Genomic DNA, 22,029 nt, shown 5'->3' on the forward strand with positions numbered 1-22,029 from the left:
TTGGGACGACAACAATCCGCCGTCAGAGCCCGGGATCAAACTGCTAGGAAGCGTTCATCCGCAGTTGGGCGGTTTGTCCGGTATCCATCGACAGAGTGTCGTCCTCCGGCGTTCCCGTGAACGCAACGCCATACACTGACTTCGCTCTTTCAACACTGACCCACCCCTCGGCGACGTCGTGCAGGACCCGCTCGGCATCTCGCTTCAGCGGATTGCCGTAGCCACCGCCGCCAGCCGAGTGGGAGATCATGCGCTCTCCCTGTCGAACGGTCACGGCCGCGCAGGACGGCTGTTCGTCAACACTGCCATCCACGCGGCGCAAGGCAGCGCGGGTCTTGCCGCCCGGACCGCCGCCAACGGTCCCGGAAGCGGGCGTGATGGTTCCATCGGCTGCGTAGAGGATCGTGAATTTCTCGGCCCCCAGGGGACCGTATTCACTGTAGATCGATGGAGCGCCCCTGAACGTGCCGGCTCCCTCACTGTCTTGCAGCAGATGCCGGTCGGCGATCAGGATGGGAAATTGCAACTCATCGACCTCGACACTGTCGATATAGCACATTCCTGCATTGCCGGCGTGGATGATCGACAGGAAACCGTCGCTGGCCGGAGTGCCCGCCCCGCCGCTGATGCCGATATGGATCTGGTTGACGAAAGGCGTGTCGCCATTGCGCGGGTCGCGACCGGAAATGACGCCCAGTCCCGGCGGCTGGATCGGGCCGGTATCGGCCTGACCGTAACCCGGAGACAGTTCGGCAATCGCGCGCTGCACGGGGTTGGTGACGTGGTCGGCCAGATTGGTCGTGGCGACGGAACAGGACGCCGGATGGCGCGGGATGCCGACGCAGCAGTTTTCCCGCACCTTCACCTCGATCCGCCGGAAGCTCCCCGCATTGGCCGGCACATGATGGTCCATGATGGCATTGAACACGCCGATCATCGCCGCACTGCGCGACGTCGCCTCGGTCAGGTTCAGTCCGCAGGGCTGGCAATCGGGGTTGTCGGTCAGGTCGATGTGAACCATCGCCGCCTCGGAGTCGATCTCGATATGGGTCGTTATCGGAATGCCGTCGGGCAGGCCAGGAATCGGATCATGCACGGAGAGCATGGTCTTGCGACCTGAGGACAGCTTGCGAATAGCCTCGATCATCCGCTGCTCGGAATAGTCGAACCAGCGATCTGCGTAGCCGTCGAGGAGGTCCCAGCCGACATCATTGCCAAGGGCAAGCAATTCCCGCTCGCCGATACGCACCGCGCCCATGCTGGCCAGGAAATCGCCCCACCACTGGTCCGGCACCCGGATACGGGCGCGGCACATGCGCACGATATCCTGATTGGTCTGATGGTTTTCCTGTATCTTCAGCGCCGAGAAGATGAGAGCACCTTCCTCGTAAACGTCCTTTACATCCGCAAGATAGGTAGATGGCCGCGAGTTGCCGCAATCGCCCTGATGCGCCTTGGCGAGAACGAAAAAGCGTAACGTGCCCCCATCGTCGATGACCGGCACGATCATGCAATGGTCGGCCGCATGTGAGTTGCCCTCATAAGGACTGTTGTGCAGGAAGCAGTCGCCGCGCTTCAGGATCGGATGGTGCTTCAGCACCGCCTGGCACATCAGGTCCGGCCCGACGAATGTATGGTTCGGCAGGCTTTCGGCGGCAGCCAGCAGCTTGCAATCCGCCGTCAGCACCACGCAGGAGAAGTCATGCGCGGTGTTGAGGATGCCGGACCTTGCGGTACGGAAAAGCGTATTCTGCATCTTGCGGGCGATGCTTTGCATGCGGCTGGCGATCATCGCCATCTGCACCCCGTCGGGAGTCTTGCTCATTGTCGGCTTGCTCATAGGGACGCATCCTTCAGAATTTCAACGCAAATTGCGCCTGCCTCGGTTCTTCGCGCTACGGTTCCGGCATCCACGACGACGGTGGTGTAAGAAGATTCGATCATCGCCGGACCGGAAACCGGTTGGCCGGAAGGCAGGGTCTCAAGCCTGTAGACCGGTGTGTCGGTCCATCCGGCACTCGTGAAATAGGCCTGCCGGGCAACCCCTTGGTCATGGGTTTGCGCGAGGCTGGCAAGCCGGCTTTCCGGATTCTCCTTCAGGCGGCAGCTTACTTTTGCACGCCATGTCACGAACTCGACGGACGAGTCCGGGTCTTCGATCTCGAAGATACGCTTATGCGCGTCGTGGAACGCAGCACTAAGCCGGCTAAGGTCCGCTTCGGATGCGATCCTTGTCGTTGAAAGAGGAACGTCGATCTCCCAGATCTGGTTGGGATACCGCGCCTCAACCGAGAACTCGATCGTGTGGTCGATGGCGCTATCCGCCTGACCCGCAAGAAACTCGCGGCACCGTTCTTCCAGTCTTTCCAGGACCTCGTTGACCTCGTTGAACTTGAAGGCGGCGTCGGTCGTAAACTTCAATACAGCGTGATCGGTGGAGAGGTCCGACATCAAGGCTCCGGCAGCGCTCAGCACCGCTCCGGCCTCGGGGATCATCACTCCCGCGCATTGCAGGCGCTTGCCGAGCGCCACGATGTTGAGGCCCGCCGCGCCGCCGCCGCCGATAAGCACCGCCTGCGCAGGGTCAATACCCTGATTGATGGTGATTTCCTCGATCGCGCCAATCATCTTCTCGGAGGACAGGCCAAGCACGGCCAAGGCTGCCTCCTCCACGCTCAACCCCAATGGGGCGGCGACCTTTGCCTCCAACTGACGCACCGCCGCTTCGCGATCGAGCTTCATGGCGCCGCCGAGAAAGTAATCGGGATCGATGTAGCCGAGGATCAGCGCGCAATCGGTGACAGTCGGCTCCTCGCCACCGCGGCCATAGGCGACAGGTCCCGGCGTCGATCCCGCGCTTTGCGGCCCGACATGCAGCATCTTGCCGCTGTCGACCCAGGCAATCGACCCGCCACCGGCGCCGATGCTCTTGATGTCGACTGACGGAAAGCCGGTCATATGGCCGCGATGCTTTTGCCCAATCCACGTCTCGCGCGTCCACGGCAGCCTGCCGTCGCGCACGAGACTGACGTCGAACGTCGTCCCGCCAGTGTCGGCGATGATGGCGACCGCGCTGCCGAATTCCCGCCCGGCATAGAGCCGCCCCGCAACCGGCGCCATAGCCGGCCCGGAGTTGATGGAATAGATCGGGGCGTTGGCTACTGCGGTTGCATCCATCACCCCGCCGCTTGACGTAACCACAAGCGCACGACCGTTGAAGCCGGAAGAGCGCAAACGCGACTCCAAGCCGTTCAGGTATTCGAACATCAACGGCTTCAACGACGCATCGATTACCGTTGACGATGCCCTGCGATATTCGCGCAAGGTCGGATTGAGCTGATGCGACAGCGTGAACGGCACGCCAGGCAGATGCTCGGCAAGCAGTTCACCGACACGCAATTCATGGGCGGAATTAGCGACCGACCACAGCAGGCAGACCCCGACCGCCTCGATATCCAGTTTCCTCAGGCGGCCGATGGTGGTGATCAGCGCCTCCTCATCCAGCGTCGTCAACACCTCGCCGGAAGCCGCGATCCGCTCCTCAACCTCGAAGGTGTAGCGGCGCGGAACATATGGCTGCGGATAGTCGACCCGGAAGTTGAACGGCTCGATGCGGCCGCCTTCCCGGATGACAAGGATATCCCTGTGGCCCTTCGTGGTGAGGAATGCGGTCTTGGCGGTCTTGCCGGTGATGATCGCGTTGATCGCCCGTGTCGTCCCATGGATAAACATCGAGGTGCGGCCGAGAAGCGCGCGCCGGTCCACACCATAATGTCCGGCGGCGAGGTCGATCGCGGACAGCACGCCGAGCACCGGGTCCTCCGGCGTCGTTGATGCCTTGAACAAGAGGATATGCCCATCGTCCTCGACGACCAGATCGGTAAAGGTACCGCCGGTGTCACACGCTATTCTCAGATCAGACATTGGTTTTCCTGAAGCTTGCACGTCGCATTGCGAACGGCGGGCATCCGCCGCCGTCATTTGCCCTGCGCGTCGCGGCTGGTTGAAGAGGAGGTTGGTTGCGTCGTCGTCTGGCGGACGACCAGGGAGGGAAGCAGCACCTTGTCGGCCGGCTCATCCATCGAAGGAGACAGGTGGCCGATGGTCGCCTTCGCCATCTCGGCAACTGGATGGCGGATCGAGGTGAGGCCCGGACTGGCGGCTTCGTTCATCCAGATATCGTCGACTCCGATGAGCGAGATATCAGACGGCACCGCAATTCCGACGGCGCGAAATCCGGCCATCAGGCCATGGGCGATCATGTCGTTGAAAGCAACGACGGCCGTCGGGCGCAAAGAAAGAGCGGCAACATCGATGGCGGCGCGCCGTCCCGCATCCACCATGTGAAGGTCGGCGATATCGACCACACGTTCCCTGTTCTCGACCATAACGATGTCGCTGGCGCGGATGCCGTATCGCTCGACGGCAAGCTCGAATCCCTTCATCCGGTCGACGCGGCTGTGCGTGATCAGCGAATCGGTCACATAGGCGATGCGGTCATGGCCAAGGTCGTGAAGATGGCCGACAGCCATATCCATGGCGGCCCGATGATCCAGGTTGACGGTTCGTAGGCCCGGCAGCTTGAAATCGTCGCGGCTCGCATCGATCGCCACGATCGACACGTCCTCCCGTGCGGCGTAATAGACGCCACAAGTCGAGTTCATCGGCGAGATCGTGATCAGCCGGCGCACCCCGATGTCGGCAAGCCTGTCCAGAAAATCCGTCTCGATAGCGGAGCTTCGCATGGTGTTGCACATGTGAACGCCATAGCCTGCCCTCGACGCCTCCTGTTCGATGGCAAGAACGAGTTCGCCGCTGTAAGGATTGACGACACTCGGAACGATCAGCGCGATGGCGTCCGTGCGTCCGGTCTTGAGCTGCCTCGCCACACGGTTGGGCCGGAAATTCAGTTCGGCGATGGCTTCCTTTATGCGCAGCCGGGCCTCTTCGCCCAACCGCTCGAAATGCCTGTTCATGTAGTTGGACACAGAACTGCCCGAAACGCCGGCAGCCCGCGCCACGTCCTGAATGGTCACGCGCGGCGGCGCGAGGTCCAATTTAGCCTTGCCGGATGATGAAGGTTTTCGAGTCGCCAATCTTCGCCTCCCTTGCCCCCGCGCCCGCCTGCCGACGGCTACCTGAATCGACTTGCATTTGTCGCCGCGATGGAAGCGGCACTGTCAGTGGCTATCTTCTGCGACTTCGCTTCCTCGGCAGCCCACCAGGAAGTCGAAATCCGCGCCTTTGTCCGCCTGCATCACGTGACGGATATAGAGCCCCTTGTATCCAGTCTCGGGGGCGTGGGGCGGCGACCAGTCCATGCGCCGACGCTCCAGTTCGGCCTCGTCGACATCGAGGTGCAACCGGCGTCCTTCAACGTCCAGTTCTATGATGTCGCCGTCACGCACCAGAACGATAGGCCCGCCCACGGCTGCTTCAGGCGCCGCATGCAGAACGACCGTACCAAACGCCGTCCCGCTCATCCGTGCGTCGGAGATGCGGACGAGATCGCGTATGCCCTTTTTCAGAAGCTTTCTCGGAAGTCCCATATTGCCTACTTCGGGCATGCCGGGGAAACCCTTGGGGCCGCAGTTCTGCAGCACCAGAATGCTGTTTTCATCGACCTCCAGATCAGGATCGTCGATCCTCGCCTTGTAGTCCTGCATCGACGTGAAAACGACGGCCTTGCCGCGGTGTTTCATCAGCGCCGGCGTCGCCGCCGACGGCTTGATCACCGCGCCATCCGGGACCAGGTTGCCGCGCAACACGACGATGCCGCCGTTCTCGACGATCGGATTGTCACGTGTGCGGATCACGTCGGTGTTGAAATTCTCGACGCCTTCAAGGTTTTCACCAAGCGTCTTGCCGCTGGCAGTCATCACGGAAAGGTCAAGCAAGTCGCGGATTTCCGACTGCACGGCTGGCACCCCGCCAGCATAGCAGAACTCCTCCATCAGGTATTTTCCCGATGGCATGACGTTGGCCAGCGTCGGCACGGAGCGCCCTGCATCGTCCCAGTCCTGCAGCGTCAGCTCGACTTCCATCCGGCCCGCAAGCGCCAGAAGATGGAGGACCGCATTCGTCGACCCGCCAAGGGCCGCGTTGACGCGGATCGCATTAATGAAGGCCTGTCGCGTCAGCAGGTGCGAAAGCCGCAGGTCCTCCTTCACCATCTCGACGGCACGGCGGCCGGTGAGCCTCGCCAGCTTGGCGCGGCGCGCATCCACTGCCGGATAGGCCGCATTGCCCGGCAACGTCACGCCAAGCGCCTCGGACATGGACGCCATGGTCGAGGCCGTTCCCATTGTCGTGCAATGGCCGGGAGAGCGCGACATGCCGCTTTCCGCAGCTACGAATTCCTCTCTGGAAATCACTCCCGCCCGCACCTCTTCGGAAAGGCGCCAGATATCCGTTCCCGAACCCAGAATGCCGCCCCGATGACGCCCGTTCAGCATTGGCCCGCCGGAGATGAGAATCGAGGGCAAGTCGACACTTGCCGCTCCCATGAGCAGTGAAGGGGTTGTCTTGTCACAGCCGGCCATGAGGATGACGCCGTCCATCGGATTGGCGCGTATCGCCTCCTCGGCATCCATCGCCGCCAGATTACGGAAAAGCATTGCGCCGGGGCGCAGGATGGATTCCCCGCAGGAAAAAACCGGAAACTCGAGTGGGAATCCTCCGGCATCGAGTACGCCGGCCTTGATGTGCTCAACCAGCCCGCGGAAATGGGCGTTGCAGGGGGTGAACTCGGAAAACGTATTGCAGATGCCGATTACCGGCCGACCATCGAACATATCGTCCGGCAAGCCGCCGTTCTTCATCCAACTGCGGTGGATGAACGCGTTCATGGAATCGCCACCAAACCACTGCTGGGATCTGCTTTTCTTGGACATGACAGTCTCCTGGCCCGGCACTGGAGCACCGTGCGGTTTTCAACTCTTGCGAACGAACTATTTCTTCAGCCGTTTTCTTGACCGATAGACATCCGACCCGACGGCAACGACAATGATGATGCCCTTCACGATCTCCTGGTAGTAGGCATCGATCCTGAGGAAGGTGAAGCCGGACGAGATGAGGCCGAGGATGATCACGCCGATCACGGTGCCGGCTATGCGTCCGACGCCTCCGGCGAGCGACGTGCCGCCGATGACGGCCGCTGCGATGGCATCGAGCTCATACATGTAGCCCATGCCGGACTGCGCGGTCTGGGCGCGGGCGCAGGCAACGACGCCGGCAATGCCAGCCAGCATGCCGGCGATGGCGTAGACCTTCACCAGATGGCGCTCGACATTGATGCCCGAGACGCGGGCGGCCTGCGGATTGGCGCCGATGGCATAGGTAAACTTGCCGTATCTCGTGTATTTCATGGCGATGTGGAAAATGATCGCAATGACGATGAAGATCGCCACCGGCCACGCACTGGAGCCGATTGCGGTGAACTCATCCGTCAGCCCCGAAACCGGCTGGCCGCGCGTGTACCATTTGGCGATGCCGCGCGCGGAAACCATCATCCCCAACGTCGCAATGAACGGAGGAATTTTCGCGTAGGCGATGAGCAGCCCGTTGATGCAGCCTGCGATAAGGCCAAGCAGAATACCCGCAACAATCGGAACATAGGCCGGAAGCTCCACCAGCGACGGATAGAGCGCGCGCGCCCAGCCTTCCGACTGAGCCAGGCTGGCAACGATCATCGCCGTCATCGCCACCACCGACCCTGAAGAGAGGTCGATCCCACCGGTTATGATGACCTGGGTGACGCCGATGGCGATGATGCCGATCACCGAGACCTGGAGGATCGCAATGGTGAGTCGCTGCGGATTACCCAGAAAGCTTTGGCCGATGAATATCCACCCAAGCGCCTCGCACAGAAGCGCGATGCCAACCAGCACCATAAGGATGTTGATTTCGTCGAACCTTCGCCAACCGGACGCCTTAGCGGGCTGTTTTCGAGACATCGTCAGAGACTGGACGCCGTTCATACCTATCGACCTCGCATTCGTGCGCTAGCGTGCGATCATTTCCATGATGCTGACCTGGGTTGCGTCCTTGCGGTCCAGGATTCCTGCGATCCTGCCTTCATGAACCACCACGACCCTGTCGCTCATGCCAAGCACTTCCGGCATCTCCGAAGAGATCAGGATTATCGCCGCGCCATTGCTGGCCATGCGCGAGATAAGCCCATGGACTTCCGCCTTGGCTCCGACATCGATGCCTTTGGTCGGCTCGTCCAGAATGAGGATTTGCGGCCTGGTCAAAAGCCAACGCCCCAGAAGCACCTTTTGCTGGTTGCCGCCTGACAGCGTTCCAACCGGCGTCTCAAGACTGGCTGCCTTGACCTTGAGGCGCTCGCACATGTCCGAGCATGCGTCCCGCAAGGCGGAGCCGGACAGAAATCCGACCTTCGTAAAACCATTCTGCAGAACCGCCACCTGCATGTTTTCCTGAACGCTCAGGACCTGCATGCTTCCGGTCGTCCCGCGATCCTCCGTGAGAAAACCGACGCCCTTGCGGATGGCCTGCCCCGGCGAGCTGATGGCGATCTTTTCGTTACGGATAAGGATTTCACCGCTCGTTGCCGGCGTCACGCCGAACAGCGTTTCTGCGATGTTGGAACGACCGGCTCCGACAAGCCCGGCAAAGCCCAGTATCTCGCCGGCCCGCAAATCGAAGGAGACGTCTCTGAATACGCCCTCAAGCGAGAGCTCCCTGACCGAAAGGATGACCTCAGCGGAAGGGACATTCTCCTTCGGAAACATCTGGGAGAGTTCGCGGTCGACCATCCGAAAGACGATCTCGTCCCTCGTTATCTCTCCGTTTCGATAGGTCCCGATATATTTCCCATCCCGGAAAATCGAAATGTCGTCGGATATTTTGAGTATCTCATCCATCTTGTGCGAGATGTAGACGATACCGACGCCACTCTTCTTCAGGTCGGCTATGATCTCGAAAAGATGATCCGCTTCTTTTTCGGTCAAGGCCGAGGTCGGCTCGTCCATGATCAGCACGTCGGATTCGTAGGAGATCGCCTTTGCAATCTCCACCATCTGACGGCTGGCCACCGCCAGCTCTCCGATCCTGGCGTCGGGATCGACGCCGATGTTCAGACGGTCGAACAACGCCTGCGTCATGCGTCGCATGCGCGCATGATCCACCAGGCCGAGGCGATTGAGCGGCTCGCGCCTGATCCAGACATTCTCCGCAACGGTCATCGACGGCATCAGGTTAAGCTCCTGATGGATCATCGCGATACCGTGGCCAAGCGCTTCAAGCGGGGTCTTCAGCGATACACGCCGGCCTTTCAGGTAGATGCTCCCCTCATCCGGCTGGATCACGCCGGCCAGAATTTTCATGAGGGTGGATTTCCCGGCCCCATTCTCTCCCATCAGGGCGTGAACGGTTCCACGGCGGAGTTCGAAGCGGACATCGTCGAGCGCCCGGACAGACGGAAACGCCTTGGAGATGCCGCTGACGCGCAGCAATTCCTCCCCCTGCATCTGCGGATGCAGGGCCTCGCTTCCATCTTGATCCGGGCCGGATATCGGCTGCATTACCATGCCTCTCGTAGGGGGAACGGGTGCGCCACCAACGGCGGCGCACCCGTTGGGCTAGTTCTTACCCAGGTAGTCAGCCATGTTGTCCTTGGTGACGAGTTCGAGGCTGGTGAAGTTGATGCTCTCGATCGGTTCTCCCTTGAGCAGCTTCATCATGGCGTCGACCGAAGCCGTGCCCTGCTTCTTCCCGTCCTGGAACACGGTGACCTTCATGTCGCCAGCTTCCATCGCTGCCAGCGCATCGGGTGTCGCATCGATGCCGGCGACGATGACGTTGTCCAGTGACCGACCCGCCGTCTTCATGGCCTGGATCGCGCCCATGGCCATATCGTCGTTGTTGGCGATGACGGCGTCGAATTCGATTCCCGCCGACAGCCAGTTGGTCATCAGATCGAGCGCACCTGTCCGCGACCAGCGAGCGGTTTGCTCTTCGACGATTTTCACGTCCTTGCATTCGTCGGTCGCGAAGACGTCGTGGGCGGCCTTGGTGCGCTCGCGCGCCAGCACGGAGCCCAGTTCGCCCATCATCATCGCGACCCGGCCCTTTCCGCCCAGCATCCGGCACACTTCCTTCGCGGGAATACCACCGGCTTCAAGCTGATCGGAGCCGACGAAAACCTGCTTCTCGGGCAGTTCGTTTACATTGGATGGCTGGCTGTTGGCGAAAACGAGCGGAATTCCGGCAGCGGCCGCAGCCTTGGACATGGCGATGCCCGCATCCGCATCGACGGCGACAACGATGATGCCGTCGACGCCGGAAGCGATGAAATTCTCGATCTGGCTCTGTTGGCGAGCGATGTCCCATTGAGCATCCTCGATCAGGAGTTCCAGGCCAAGCTCCTTGGCGCGTGCCTCAACGCCCGTGCGCAGGATGGACTGGTAGGTGTCATCCACCGTCTGCATGCTGTAGCCGATCGTCTGGGCATAGGAAGCCGACGAAGCCATCAGGCCAAGCGTCAAGGCAAGTAGTATCTTCTTCATTTCTCTCTCCCGGTTAATGATTTGGTTTAACGATTTACTTATCTGGCAGAATTTGTCGCGTGCGCCTTGCTCCCCTCCCTTTCAACCAGACATGAGCAGAAACTACGCCGCCAACGGCATTTCGCGGACGATCGGATTCGACAGCATCCCGATCCCTTCAGCGCTACCCGGATAACCCTCTTCGGTCGAAAGCAGGCCCCTGATCTCGTCCCCCTCGGACACAATGCCCAGCCCAGCGATCTCGCCACGAATGTATGAAAGGTGCACCACCGCAATCTCCCTCTTGCGCGGCACTCTCTCAAAAAAATTTAGATTGTCAACTGGAAAATATATTTTCCACCCCTACATTTGGGATGATGGTTTTTGAGCAGAGGAGAACTGGAATCCGCTTCCACAGGACGAAGACTGCCTAGCCCATGGCTACAAAATTTGGGCCCGCCCGTTGACAGACCAAGCCATCGGCGCGAGAGGAGAAAAATCCTCTTTCCTTTACAAAATATATTTTCAAACGTTGACCCGCAAGCTGAAATTCTCCTGGGACTGAATTAAGATGGCGACGATGACGCAATCCGATAAGGTGTTCCGGTATGTGCGAAACCACATCCTCGAGGGTACCTATACCCCCGGAGCGAAGCTGAAGCTCAACGATCTGGCGCAAAGTTGTGAAGTCAGCCTGGGTGCGGTGCGCGAGGCTTTGTCACGGTTGTCGGCCGACGGTTTTGTCGTCCCCGAAGCCCAGAAAGGTTACAAGGTAGCCGACATATCGCCTGAGGAGTTGATTGACCTCACCAATGTTCGCATATCAATCGAAGGCCTTTGTCTTCGCGCATCGATCGAGCGCGGCGACATCGAATGGGAGACGGGCGTCGTAGCGGCCTACCATCGCCTAAGCCGGCTTTCCGAACCCTCCGACGACGATCCGCTGCGCGTCAATGAGAACTGGTCCATCGCTCACGGCGAATTCCATTATCGGCTGGTTTGCGCCTGTGGAAGCCCTTACCTTTTGAGAATCCGCGAACAGCTTTATGCGCAGGCCGAGCGCTATAGGCGTCTTTCCCTGCCGCTGAAGACAAGCATGCGTGATGTCGACGGCGAGCATAAGGCAATCATGGAGGCAGTGCTGGGCCGCAGGCCCGATGAAGCCTGCGAACTCATGTCTCGGCACCTCAACAAGACATCGCGAATCCTGCTCGAATCTCATTTGTTTTCGAACCGATAGGAGCACAAGACTATCGGTCAGCCGTCGCCAAGAAAAAGGGCGCGTCCTTTACGGGCCATGTCGATGAGTTCAGCGCAAATCAGGCGCACGCGTTCGACATGACGAAGATCCCTGTGCACCGCGAGCCAGTATGTCCGCGTCAGCGCCTTGTCGGGCAAAATGGGGATCAGCCGGTTTTCCTTGCACGAACGCGCCATGAAATCCGGCAAGATGCCGATAAAATGCCCGGCGTGCACCATGTTCAGTTGAGCCACGATGCTGGTGCAGCGCAACTCCATGCGCAGATTGCTGACCAGCATGTCCATATAGTCCAGTTCGCTCGAATGAAGCAGTTCGTCTATGTAGCCGCACAAGCGATGAGCGGGCAGTTCCTTCGCGGACCTTGGTCGTCCGTAGCGATCGAAATACGCCTCGGTGCCATAAAGTTGCAGGCGATACTGACAAAGGCGGCGCACGGTCAGGTCTCCCGACGACGGGCGATCCAGGGTGACGGCGATATCGACCTCCCTCTCGGCTAGCGAGAAATTGCGGGGCAGCGCGATCAGTTCGAGCGAGATCTCTGGGTAGGTTTCCGAAATCGCTCCGATCCGCGGCGCGAGATAGGCGACGCCGTAGCCTTCCGGAGCGCCGATGCGCACCGTCCCGGCCCGTCGCCCCTGCTCGTCCTGAATGTTGCCAAGCTCGGAAAGCATCATGGATTCCAGCTTTTCAGAAAGCCGGCGAAGCTTGTTTCCAGCCTCGGTGATCCTCAGGCGCCGGCCGGCGCGTTCAAACAGGATCGTGTCAAGGTCCTGTTCAAGTGCAGCCAGCCGCCGCGAGACTGTCGAGTGGTCCAGCCTGCAAAGACGCGCGGCCTCGACCACCGTCCCGGCCCGGGCAACAGCCAAAAATATCCTCAGGTGGTCCCAATCCATTTCAGCACTCGTTTTTGCACAATCCTAGTGCAGATTTCCGTATTGTGAAGCACCCTCGATTGCACCAAGAACTCGACCCGCGGCAACGCGAGCGAGGGGCTGAGATGGCAATCGAGACGACCGATACGTTCGACTACATCGTCATCGGGGCGGGCACGGCAGGTTGCATCGTGGCGGAACGGCTGTCGCGCGATCCCGCGAGCAAGGTGCTTGTGCTGGAGGCGGGTGGAAACGACAACTGGATCTGGTTCCACATCCCTGTCGGCTACCTGTTCGCCATCGGCAACGAACGCTCCGACTGGCGTTTCCAAACCGATCGCGAGCCAGGCCTCAACGGTCGTTCCCTCGCTTACCCGCGAGGCAAGGTCATCGGCGGCTCCTCGGCGATCAACGCCATGATCGCCATGCGAGGCCAGGCCGCCGACTACGATCACTGGCAGTCCCTGGGACTTCCCGGCTGGGCATGGAGCGACGTGCTTCCATGGTTCCGGAAGCTGGAGGACCATTTCCTTGGTGAAAGCAACCTCCATGGCACCGGAGGAGGCTGGCGCGTCGAGCCTCCACGCGTAAGGTGGGGCGTCCTCGACGCAGTGGCGCAGGCGGCCCAGGAACTGGGCGTCCCGCCAAACCAGGACTTCAACACGGGGGACAATGAGGGCGTCGGCTACTTCCACGTAAACCAGAAGCGCGGTCGACGATGGTCGGCCGCGAGGGGCTTTCTCAAACCGGCCCTGAAGCGCTCCAACCTTCGTCTCCAGACCGGTGCGACGGTCGAGCGGCTTATTGTCGATGGCAAAAAAGCATCGGGGGTCGAGTACCGGGTCGGCGATCGGGTATTCCGAGCCAAAGCTGCAGGCGAGGTGATCCTCAGCGCCGGAGCCATAGGCTCGGTGCAAATCTTGCAGCGATCAGGCCTGGGGCCGGCATCCATCCTGTCGGCGCTCGGCATCGAGGTGACGGCGGATATCCCGGGCATCGGCGAAAACCTTCAGGACCACCTGCAGCAGCGTGCGATCTACAAGGTCACGGGAACCCGAACGCTCAACGAAACCTACCATTCGTTGCCGCGCAGGGGCATGATGGGCCTGGAATACCTGCTGTTGCGCCGAGGCCCGCTGACAATGGCGCCATCCCAGCTCGGCATCTTCACACGCACCGGCAAGAATGTCGCCCGCCCCGATGTGCAATTCCATGTTCAGCCGCTTTCCCTCGATCGCTTCGGCGAGCCTCTTCATCGTTTTCCAGCGATTACCATCAGCGGGTGCAATCTGACACCGACATCGCGCGGCCAGGTCTATCTGCACTCGCCCGAGATCGACGCGAAACCTGGCATCCGCTGCAACTACCTTTCAACCGACCATGACAGACACATAGCGGCAGAAATCATCCGACTGACCCGCCGGTTGGTGCGCCAGCCATCGCTCCAGCGGCTTTCGCCGGAAGAGTATCTGCCCGGCCCATCCGTTGGCGACAGCACGGAAGCGCTTGCAGCAGCGGCAGGCGACATCGGGACGACCATCTTTCACCCTGTAGGAACCGCAAAGATGGGTAGTGAGAGCGATCCCCTCGCCGTGGTGGACGAACGCCTACGGGTCAGGGCCGTGACAGGATTGCGCATCATCGACGCTTCCGTGATGCCAACCATCACCTCCGGCAACACCAACACCCCTACCGCCATGATCGGCTTAAAGGGGGCCGAAATGATCCACGAGGATCGTCGTCGCTAAAGCGGATCGCGTTTTTTTCGGGCTATGCGACGCGGTCTGGGGCGATGGTCGACTACTTTGCGACCCACCCCAGGCGTTCTGGTCCGCCTTGCCATTTTGCAGCGCATTGCTCGGGTCAGAAAAATAGCGGCGGCTTCGCTATTTCAGTAGACCTGCTCGTAGGCTTGGCAGATCTCAGCCGGGTCGCGACCGCTGAGAAAGGACATCTCTCCCTGCTTGTGCTTCACATAGGTATCCGCGAAGCCATTGGGGAACCAGCTTCTCACCAAGGAATTGGTGGCGAACCGCTCCAGGGCGGCCTCAAGAGTTTGGGGAAGCCGCACATATCCTCGCGCATTCAGTGCAGCCGCATCGAGCGTGGACAGATCGTCCTCGGTGGCTACCGGCATTTCGAGGCCCTCCTCGATTCCCTGAACACCTGCGTGCACCAGCGCAGCCAATTGCAGATAGGGACTTGCAGTGCAGTCGGCTGCGCGGAACTCGAAGTTGAACTGCGAAGCCTTCTCGATGTCGCTGATGTCTGAAACCGGACAGATTCTTACGGCAGCCTCCCGGTCGCGGTAGCCCAGATTATTGAAGGCGGCGCTCCAGCGATGTGGTGTCAGTCTGAGGTATGACACGACGCTTGGCGCGGTGATGGCCACGATGGACTCCAGGTATTTCAGGATGCCGGCGATGAACTGGCCGGCCTCCTTGCTCAGCTCGTGGCGGCCGGACGGGTCATAGGTGGCTGGCTTTCCGCCGGCATCGAGGAAGCTCATATGGATGTGGACGCCGTTTCCAACGCCGGCGGGATCGCGAAGTGGCGTGAAGGTGACCTTACGATTCGATTGGTGGGCAACGGCTTGAACAATCTCGCGGGTGATAAGCGAGTGGTCGGCAATGGCCACACCCGGCTGCGGCTTGATCGTCACTTCGAATTGGCCTCTTCCAAATTCCCGCAGGAACGTGTCAGGCGAGACGCCGGCTTCCCGCAGCGCCGCGAAAAGAACCCCCGCAAAGCCGCGTTCGGCCCGGAAGCCGTCAATCGAGAAGGCGCCGCTGTCATCACCGGTGTTGTTCCTGAACTGGAACTCGTGCTCGAAGGCGCCGAATAGTGTGAGACCGGCCACCTTCTCGAGCCGCTCCAGCGCGCCCTGAAGAATTGAGCGCGTACAGAACTCCCAGGGTTCGCCGCTGGTATGCCTGATATTGCCTACCACGAAGTGCTCGACCGGCTCCGTGTCGCCAAGCGCCACCCGTACGCGGGTGGCGGGATCGGGGATCAGCACGAGATCGCCGAGCGATCCGAACGGGCTCTCGGCGATCGTGTCGAAGCACGTGATCTGCACATTGGTGGGGGTCCAGCCTACGCCTCGCCGGAGACGTTTGTCGAACTCCGAGGCAGAGAACGCCTTGCCACGAACCTTGCCGGCCAGATCGCTACAGCAGGCAAGTACCATCTCCTCACGCTTCATCGGATTTCCCTTGTCCCTGTACTTCGTCGGGTCGCACCAGACGAAGGGCGTCCCACTCTTCGATACGAGCTTTCGTGGCGGGCCAGTTCGATTCCGATACTTTGACGATCAGCGCCTCAACAAAAGCGAGCAGGCATACGACCGTGTCCCAAGCCGTGCCAGCGCCAATGGAAAGCGGCACGACGATGTCGCCATCCCGGGCGATCGGCGACATCCATTTGTCGGTGACGAGCACGATCGACGTCTTGCGCCGCTCGCGGACGAGCGTGGCCAATCGCGCCAGATCAGGCTGGTATCGGCGTACGTCGAAGAGAACGAGCACGTCCTGCTTTCGCATGCGGAGGATATCCTCCGGCCAGAGTTCGGAATTCTGGGCGAGATGGAAGACCTTCGGCCTGATCTGTTGGAGATGCGTGGACAAGAAGCGCGCGATGCTGTCGCTGATGCGGCCGCCGAGCACAAAGACGTTGCGGGATGGATCAGCGATCAAACGGCAGACGGCCTCGAACTGCCCTGGGGGCACGGTCGAGTTCAAGGTGGTGAGGAGATCGGCGAGCCGCTGGGCATAGTCACCGAGGAAATCGCTCTCCTGTATCGCGCTCTCCTCGGACATCAGGTCGAGGGGCGACCGCCGGCTCTCCTTCAATTCGGCGATTAGCTGACGCTGGAACTCGTGATATCCGCCGAAACCGACCTTGCTGACGAATCGCGTGATGGACGGCGCGCTGACCCCGGTGCGGGCCGCAAGCTCCTGTATCTGTTGGAGGCCGGTAAATGGGTAGTCGGCCAGAATGGCATTGGCGAGCTTGCGCTCACTCGCTGTGAGCCGCGGCGCAACCTGCATGATCGTCGCTCTGACTGTCATCGACGAAGCCGTTCTCTCCAGACGTCCTGCAGTTTCAACGCAAATTATCCTCCTTGAAAATAATTAGTCAAACTTCCAAGCTGGATTGACTCTGATTGATATGTTTCGTGAGATGGATCCTAGCCGATGCCAGAACGCGGGGTGCATGAGAATTTGATGCTCCACGATCCGCAGATATCGACGATCCTCTCGAAGGAGGATCCCCACCCGGTTGAGTTGATCAATCGGACAGGCTCGTCTGAATTCGTGCTGACCTGCGAACATGCTGGGCGCGCGATCGCCGGAGGTCTCGGCGATCTTGGCTTGAGCGCAGACGACATGGACCGCCACATTGCCTGGGATATCGGTGCCGAAGGGCTCTCGCGCGCATTGGCTGCACTGTTGGACGCGCCGCTTGTCCTGCAGCGCTACAGCCGCCTCATCGTGGATTGCAACCGGCCGTTCGAAGCCACCGACTGCTTTCCCGAGGTCAGCGATGGAACCGCAATTCCCGCAAACAGGTCACTCTCGCACGCAGATCGCATGCGACGCTTCGTGGAGATTCACGAACCTCTTCACCGGACGATAGGGAACTTGCTGGACGAGCGGGCAAGGTGCGGGCAGCCTACGGTGCTGGTGTCCGTTCACAGCTTCACACCTGTCCTAGCCGGCGTCCACCGTCCATGGCTTCTCGGAGCACTCGCCAATCGGGATGCGAGTTTCGCTCAGACTTTCCTCCAGGCTTTCACCGCCCGAAATGCCGGCATCAGTGTCGCTCTGAACGAGCCATACACGGTAGACGACATGTCGGACTACACCATACCCGTGCATGGCGAGCGGCGCCAACTGGCGCATGTCCTTCTCGAGGTCCGAAACGATCAGATCGGCGAGCCTACGGGGCAAGCCCTCTGGGCCCAGCTCCTGGCAGACGCCCTTCGTGAGGCCGCAGACAGTCTGAAAGAAACGAAATATGATAGCTAGTTCCCTCCTCACCCGCGAAGTGCCTCTTGACCCTCAGGTCAGCGCGCTACTCTTCATCGACGTGCAAAATTTCGCTGCCAAGCGCGATGGCGGTGAGTTCAAGGACGTGTCGGACGCCGACATGGCGAACAAGTACGCCTATTACTTCGATCGCTTGAATTCGGTCGCGATCCCGAACATGCAGAAGCTGCAGGCGGCTTTCCGCCAAGCCGGAATCGAGGTGCTCTACACCACGATCGAGAGCCTGACCAAGGACGGGCGTGACCGCAGCCTGGACTACAAGATCACCGGCTTCCACGTCCCGAAAGGCTCGCATGACGGCAAGGTCATCGACGAGATCGCTCCGGGAGACGATGAGATCGTGCTTCCGAAGACGTCCTCAAGCGTCTTCGTCTCCACGCACATCGATTACCTGCTCCGTAACCTGGGTGTGCGGCAATTGGTCATCTCCGGCATCGTCACCGATCAATGCGTCGAGTCCGCCGTCCGCGATGCGTGCGATCTCGGCTATCTGGTGACTCTGGTGCCTGATGCATGCGCCACCTATTCCCAGGAGCGGCACGACAACTCGCTCAAGACCATCAATGGATACTGTCGCCAGATGAACACGGACGCGCTGATTGCTGAAATCGAGGGACTATGAAGAGAGTGACAGGCCCTGTCGCCACACTCGAATGACCTGTTGAGGTGGCTGTCAAACTGTCCTTAACTGGTCGCAATCTGATTGCCGGCAGAACCAGGATGCCTCTGTCGGCTAACTCAAGACGACGAATTAAAAAGAAACGAAAGGGGAACTTGCCATGAAAAACTCGAAACCAGCCCTATTAGGCGCCGCTGCAGCTTTGTTGCTGCTCGGTACACATGCCCAGGCTCAGGACGACAAGATCATGATCGGCGGCGCCATGTCGCTCACCGGCGTGCAGGCGCCGCTCGACACACCCGCGCTGAAAGGAGCGGAGGTCGCCGTCAAGTATCTGAACGACAATGGCGGCCTGCTCGGCAAGCAGGTGGAACTCGTCAATATCGACGGCAAGTCCGATCCGGTGACGGTCGGCAACGTCGCGGTCGAACTGATCGACAAGGGCGCGGACCTGATCATGGCGCCGTGCGATTTCGACTTCGGCGGACCGGCGAGCCGTGAAGCACAGTCGGCCGGGCTGGTGGGCATCTCCACCTGCGCGTCCGATCCGCTCTATTCGTCATGGTCGCTGGGCGACAAGCAGTTCACCCTTTCCATGTGGAACACCACGATGGGAGCGGTCGCCGCGGACTACGCCTTCAAGGAAAAGGGTTGGAAAACCGCGTATGTCGTGACGGACCAGTTCATCGCCTACACCAAGTCGCTGTCGAAGTATTTCGTCGCGCAGTTCAAGGCGAACGGCGGCGAGATTATCCTTGAGGACACTTACACGAACGGCGACAACAATTTCTCGGCGCAACTCGCCCGCTTGCAAGCGCTCGGCACAAAGCCGGACGTGATCTTCCTGTCGTCCTACGGGCAGGACATCGGAGCCATCATCCGCGCGCTGCGCGAAGTCGGCTATGACGCGCCGGTAATGGGCGGCGACGCGTATGACGATCCAGCCATGCACGAAGCACTGGGTGAGAAGCTCGGCAACAACGTGTTCTTCGTCACCCACACCTGGATGGGTCCTGAGGCGCATCCGGATATGCCGAAGTTCATCGATCTCTACACACAGATGCATGGCAGCGCTCCTGACACGTCTTTCGTCTCCACTGGATGGGACACGGTCATGATGATGGCGGAGGCGGTGAAGGCAGCCGGCAGCACCGACGGCGCGGCGGTGGCCAAGGCGTTGGAGGACGGCGAGTTCAAGCTCCTCACCGGTGACCTGAACTACGGCACAGCCGAGGAGGGTCACGCGCCGGATAAGGCAGCCGTCATGATCGAACTGAAGGGTGGCAAGCCCACCTTCGTCGGCTGGCGTAGGCCAGAGTCCGTTCCCGCTCCCTGATGCTCTGAAAACTGCCGGGGCCCCATGCCCCGGCAGTACAATTTGCCATGGCTACAAGATCACTCATAGCGGCCGACGTCTCGGTCGAATTCTCCGGCTTGAGCGCGCTGGACCGGGTCAGCCTGTCCGTATCTCCCGGCGAGATCGTCGGGCTGATCGGCCCCAACGGCTCGGGCAAGACGACGCTCGTCAATGCGATCACCGGTCAGGTCGCCCTTGCCGGCGGCCGCGTTGTCCTGGGCGCCGAGCAGATTTCGGGGCTTCGCCCCCGCGACATCGCGCTCAGGGGCATCAGCCGATCGTTTCAGATCGTCAGGCTCTTCAACAACATGACGGTGATCGAGAACATCGAGGCTTCCGCGCTGGCGCAGGGAGGTGGCTTGCGCTCCGCGCGCGAGAAGGCGGCTGCGCTGCTCGACGAGTTCGGGCTTTCTGGAAAGGCTGAGGAATTGGCGAGCAGTCTTAGCTACGGCGACAAGCGTCGCGTGGAGATGGCGCGCGCGCTGGCCGCGGACCCTGCCTTTCTCCTGCTCGACGAGCCCGCGGCGGGCATGAACGAAGCCGAGTCGGATGCGCTTCTGCACATCCTCGCCGAGTTGCCGGGGAGCCGCGGCCTCGGCCTTCTCATCATCGACCATGACATGCCGCTGATCATGCGCCTGTGCAATCGCCTGCACGTCCTGGCGTCGGGGCGGACGATCGCCGAGGGGGCCGCCGAGGATATCAGGAAAAATCCGGCAGTGATCGAGGCCTATCTCGGCTCGGGAGCATCCCGTGCTTGAGGTCAGTGACCTGGGCGTCCGCTACGGCGCCATCCGCGCCGTGCACGACGTTTCCCTGCAGGCGGGCAAGGGGGAATTGATTGCCATCCTTGGCGCCAATGGTGCCGGCAAGTCTTCGACGCTCAAATGCATCGCAGGAGCGCTGAAGGCATCCGCCGGAACGATCCGGCTCGACGGCCAGGACGTTACCTCGGCCAAGCCCGAGCAGATGGTCCGCCTCGGCGTCGCGATGGTGCCGGAGACCCGCGACGTGTTTCCGGACCTCACCGTTTCGGAAAACCTCACGCTGGGCAGCTATATCCATCGCAGGAACCGTGCGGACGTCGAGTCGACCCGCGAAAGGATGCTCGGTCTATTTCCGCGGCTGCGCGAACGCGCACGTCAGGCGGCCGGCACCCTGTCGGGTGGCGAGCAGCAGATGCTGGTGATCGCCCGCGCTCTGATGTCCCGCCCCAAGCTGCTCCTGCTCGACGAGCCGTCGCTTGGCCTTGCGCCCGTTGTCGTCGACACGATCTTCGAGATGATCGCCGAACTGAAGCGCTCCGGCCTGACGATCGTTCTGGTCGAGCAGAACGCCGCCAAGGCTCTCTCTGTCGCCGATCGGGCCTATGTGATGCGGCTCGGCAGGATCGCCGCCAAAGGTCCAGCTGCCGAAATCGCCGCGAACACCGATCTCGGCGCACTCTATCTCGGAGGCTGAGCGTGACTTTCGCCGTCCAGTTCCTGATCGACGTCCTCAGCCTCGGCGGCGCCTATGCGCTGATGGCGCTCGGCCTTGTCATCGTCTACGGCATCCTGCGGCTCGTGAACTTCGCCTATGGCGAACTCATCATGGTGGCCGGCTACACCATGTTCCTGATGAACGGTTCCGGCGCTCCATGGCTCATCATGGCCCTGGTTGCAGTCGCAATGGCGGTGGCCGCCGGCATCGCTACCGACTATGTCGCCTTCCGCCCGGTACGCGCCAAGTCCGTCACGGCGGTGCTGATCACCTCCTTCGCCTTCTCCACGCTGCTGCAGAACGCTGCCCTACTGTTCATCTCGCCACGCCCCCGACCGGTGCCACTGCCGGAGATTTTCTCCCAGACGGTGACCATCCTCGGCGCGGTGACGCCATTGCGTAATCTCATCACCATCGCGGCAGCCGTAATCCTTCTGGCTCTTTTTGCCTGGATGATGAGAAGCACGGTGCTCGGCATCGCGATGCGGGCGGCGGCGACCAACTTCACCATGGCGCGCATGCTCGGCGTGCCGGCCAATTTGATCATTTCCTCGGCCTTCGCGATCAGCGGCTTTCTCGGCGGCGTGGTCGGGATCCTGTGGATCGGCCGCATCGGAACCGTCGTTCCCGGGATCGGCCTCGAGCCGCTGCTGGTCGCCTTCATCGCAACTGTGATCGGGGGCATGCGCTCCATGCAGGGGGCGGTGATCGGCGGCTTCCTGCTGGCGCTGATCGACACGACTCTGAACTACACGCTTCCGCAGGACCTGCTGAAGTTCCGTGACGCCTTCACCTTCAGCCTGGTTATCCTGATCCTGTTGTGGCGGCCAGATGGGCTGATCAAAGGTCCTGCCTCGGGCCAGAGGACGTGAGCGA

Annotated in this window: 18 protein-coding genes and 1 pseudogene; 8 read left to right on the forward strand and 11 right to left on the reverse strand. The window is 60.9% G+C overall.

Going from position 1 to position 22,029, the window contains the following annotated elements:
* Positions 1-43: 43 nt before the first annotated feature.
* From D8676_RS18680 to D8676_RS27395, 8 genes and pseudogenes are all read right to left on the reverse strand, one after another.
* Positions 44-1,798: a hydantoinase B/oxoprolinase family protein gene (locus D8676_RS18680; RefSeq protein WP_245426896.1), complete on the reverse strand. Its 1,755-nt coding sequence runs from the start codon at positions 1,796-1,798 to the stop codon at positions 44-46.
* Positions 1,799-1,836: 38 nt separating this feature from the next.
* Positions 1,837-3,924, reverse strand: a complete 2,088-nt coding sequence (locus D8676_RS18685; protein WP_245426898.1) for a hydantoinase/oxoprolinase family protein — start codon at positions 3,922-3,924, stop codon at positions 1,837-1,839.
* Between the two features lie 53 nt (positions 3,925-3,977).
* The gene (locus D8676_RS18690) at positions 3,978-5,057 is read right to left on the reverse strand and encodes a LacI family DNA-binding transcriptional regulator (RefSeq protein ID WP_147448223.1); all 1,080 of its coding nucleotides are present in this window, start codon (positions 5,055-5,057) and stop codon (positions 3,978-3,980) included.
* A gap of 123 nt (positions 5,058-5,180) precedes the next feature.
* On the reverse strand, positions 5,181-6,893 hold the full coding sequence (locus tag D8676_RS18695) for an IlvD/Edd family dehydratase (protein ID WP_121582608.1): 1,713 nt from the start codon (positions 6,891-6,893) through the stop codon (positions 5,181-5,183).
* 57 nt (positions 6,894-6,950) lie between these two features.
* Positions 6,951-7,907: pseudogene (locus D8676_RS18700) on the reverse strand (ABC transporter permease); the annotation flags it as partial.
* A gap of 96 nt (positions 7,908-8,003) precedes the next feature.
* The gene (locus D8676_RS18705) at positions 8,004-9,494 is read right to left on the reverse strand and encodes a sugar ABC transporter ATP-binding protein (protein ID WP_210210735.1); all 1,491 of its coding nucleotides are present in this window, start codon (positions 9,492-9,494) and stop codon (positions 8,004-8,006) included.
* Between the two features lie 111 nt (positions 9,495-9,605).
* Entirely contained in the window at positions 9,606-10,532 is a 927-nt protein-coding gene (locus tag D8676_RS18710) for a substrate-binding domain-containing protein (protein ID WP_121582610.1), read from the reverse strand.
* Between the two features lie 102 nt (positions 10,533-10,634).
* Complete coding sequence (locus tag D8676_RS27395; RefSeq protein WP_183097156.1) at positions 10,635-10,802, reverse strand: hypothetical protein; 168 nt, start codon at positions 10,800-10,802, stop codon at positions 10,635-10,637.
* 280 nt (positions 10,803-11,082) lie between these two features.
* Between D8676_RS27395 and D8676_RS18720 the strand changes: the two genes are divergently transcribed.
* Positions 11,083-11,751, forward strand: a complete 669-nt coding sequence (locus D8676_RS18720) for an FCD domain-containing protein (RefSeq protein ID WP_121582612.1) — start codon at positions 11,083-11,085, stop codon at positions 11,749-11,751.
* Positions 11,752-11,768: 17 nt separating this feature from the next.
* On the opposite strand, the gene D8676_RS18725 is transcribed toward D8676_RS18720, so the two are convergent.
* On the reverse strand, positions 11,769-12,665 hold the full coding sequence (locus D8676_RS18725) for a LysR family transcriptional regulator (RefSeq protein ID WP_121582613.1): 897 nt from the start codon (positions 12,663-12,665) through the stop codon (positions 11,769-11,771).
* A gap of 104 nt (positions 12,666-12,769) precedes the next feature.
* Here D8676_RS18725 and D8676_RS18730 point away from each other — a divergent pair, with 104 nt between their 5' ends.
* Entirely contained in the window at positions 12,770-14,392 is a 1,623-nt protein-coding gene (locus D8676_RS18730; RefSeq protein ID WP_121582614.1) for a GMC family oxidoreductase N-terminal domain-containing protein, read from the forward strand.
* A gap of 143 nt (positions 14,393-14,535) precedes the next feature.
* On the opposite strand, the gene D8676_RS18735 is transcribed toward D8676_RS18730, so the two are convergent.
* On the reverse strand, positions 14,536-15,849 hold the full coding sequence (locus D8676_RS18735) for a glutamine synthetase family protein (protein ID WP_121582615.1): 1,314 nt from the start codon (positions 15,847-15,849) through the stop codon (positions 14,536-14,538).
* On the reverse strand, positions 15,839-16,714 hold the full coding sequence (locus D8676_RS18740; RefSeq protein WP_121582616.1) for a MurR/RpiR family transcriptional regulator: 876 nt from the start codon (positions 16,712-16,714) through the stop codon (positions 15,839-15,841). Before D8676_RS18740 ends, D8676_RS18735 begins: the two co-directional genes overlap by 11 nt.
* Before the next feature lie 126 nt (positions 16,715-16,840).
* On the opposite strand from D8676_RS18740, the gene D8676_RS18745 reads away from it, so the two are divergent.
* The 6 genes from D8676_RS18745 (at position 16,841) to D8676_RS18770 (ending at position 22,025) form a co-directional block, all read left to right on the forward strand.
* The gene (locus tag D8676_RS18745; protein ID WP_245426900.1) at positions 16,841-17,674 is read left to right on the forward strand and encodes an N-formylglutamate amidohydrolase; all 834 of its coding nucleotides are present in this window, start codon (positions 16,841-16,843) and stop codon (positions 17,672-17,674) included.
* Entirely contained in the window at positions 17,664-18,317 is a 654-nt protein-coding gene (locus D8676_RS18750; protein WP_121582618.1) for an isochorismatase family cysteine hydrolase, read from the forward strand. The genes D8676_RS18745 and D8676_RS18750 overlap by 11 nt, the downstream gene beginning before the upstream one ends.
* A 157-nt stretch (positions 18,318-18,474) precedes the next feature.
* Positions 18,475-19,650: an ABC transporter substrate-binding protein gene (locus D8676_RS18755; RefSeq protein ID WP_121582619.1), complete on the forward strand. Its 1,176-nt coding sequence runs from the start codon at positions 18,475-18,477 to the stop codon at positions 19,648-19,650.
* A gap of 47 nt (positions 19,651-19,697) precedes the next feature.
* The gene (locus tag D8676_RS18760) at positions 19,698-20,432 is read left to right on the forward strand and encodes an ABC transporter ATP-binding protein (RefSeq protein WP_121582620.1); all 735 of its coding nucleotides are present in this window, start codon (positions 19,698-19,700) and stop codon (positions 20,430-20,432) included.
* Entirely contained in the window at positions 20,425-21,132 is a 708-nt protein-coding gene (locus tag D8676_RS18765; RefSeq protein ID WP_121582621.1) for an ABC transporter ATP-binding protein, read from the forward strand. The genes D8676_RS18760 and D8676_RS18765 overlap by 8 nt, the downstream gene beginning before the upstream one ends.
* A gap of 2 nt (positions 21,133-21,134) precedes the next feature.
* Positions 21,135-22,025, forward strand: a complete 891-nt coding sequence (locus D8676_RS18770) for a branched-chain amino acid ABC transporter permease (protein ID WP_121582622.1) — start codon at positions 21,135-21,137, stop codon at positions 22,023-22,025.
* Positions 22,026-22,029: the final 4 nt, after the last annotated feature.

It is taken from the genome of Mesorhizobium sp. YM1C-6-2 (genome assembly GCF_003666685.1).
In the GTDB taxonomy this organism is placed as follows: domain Bacteria; phylum Pseudomonadota; class Alphaproteobacteria; order Rhizobiales; family Rhizobiaceae; genus Mesorhizobium_K.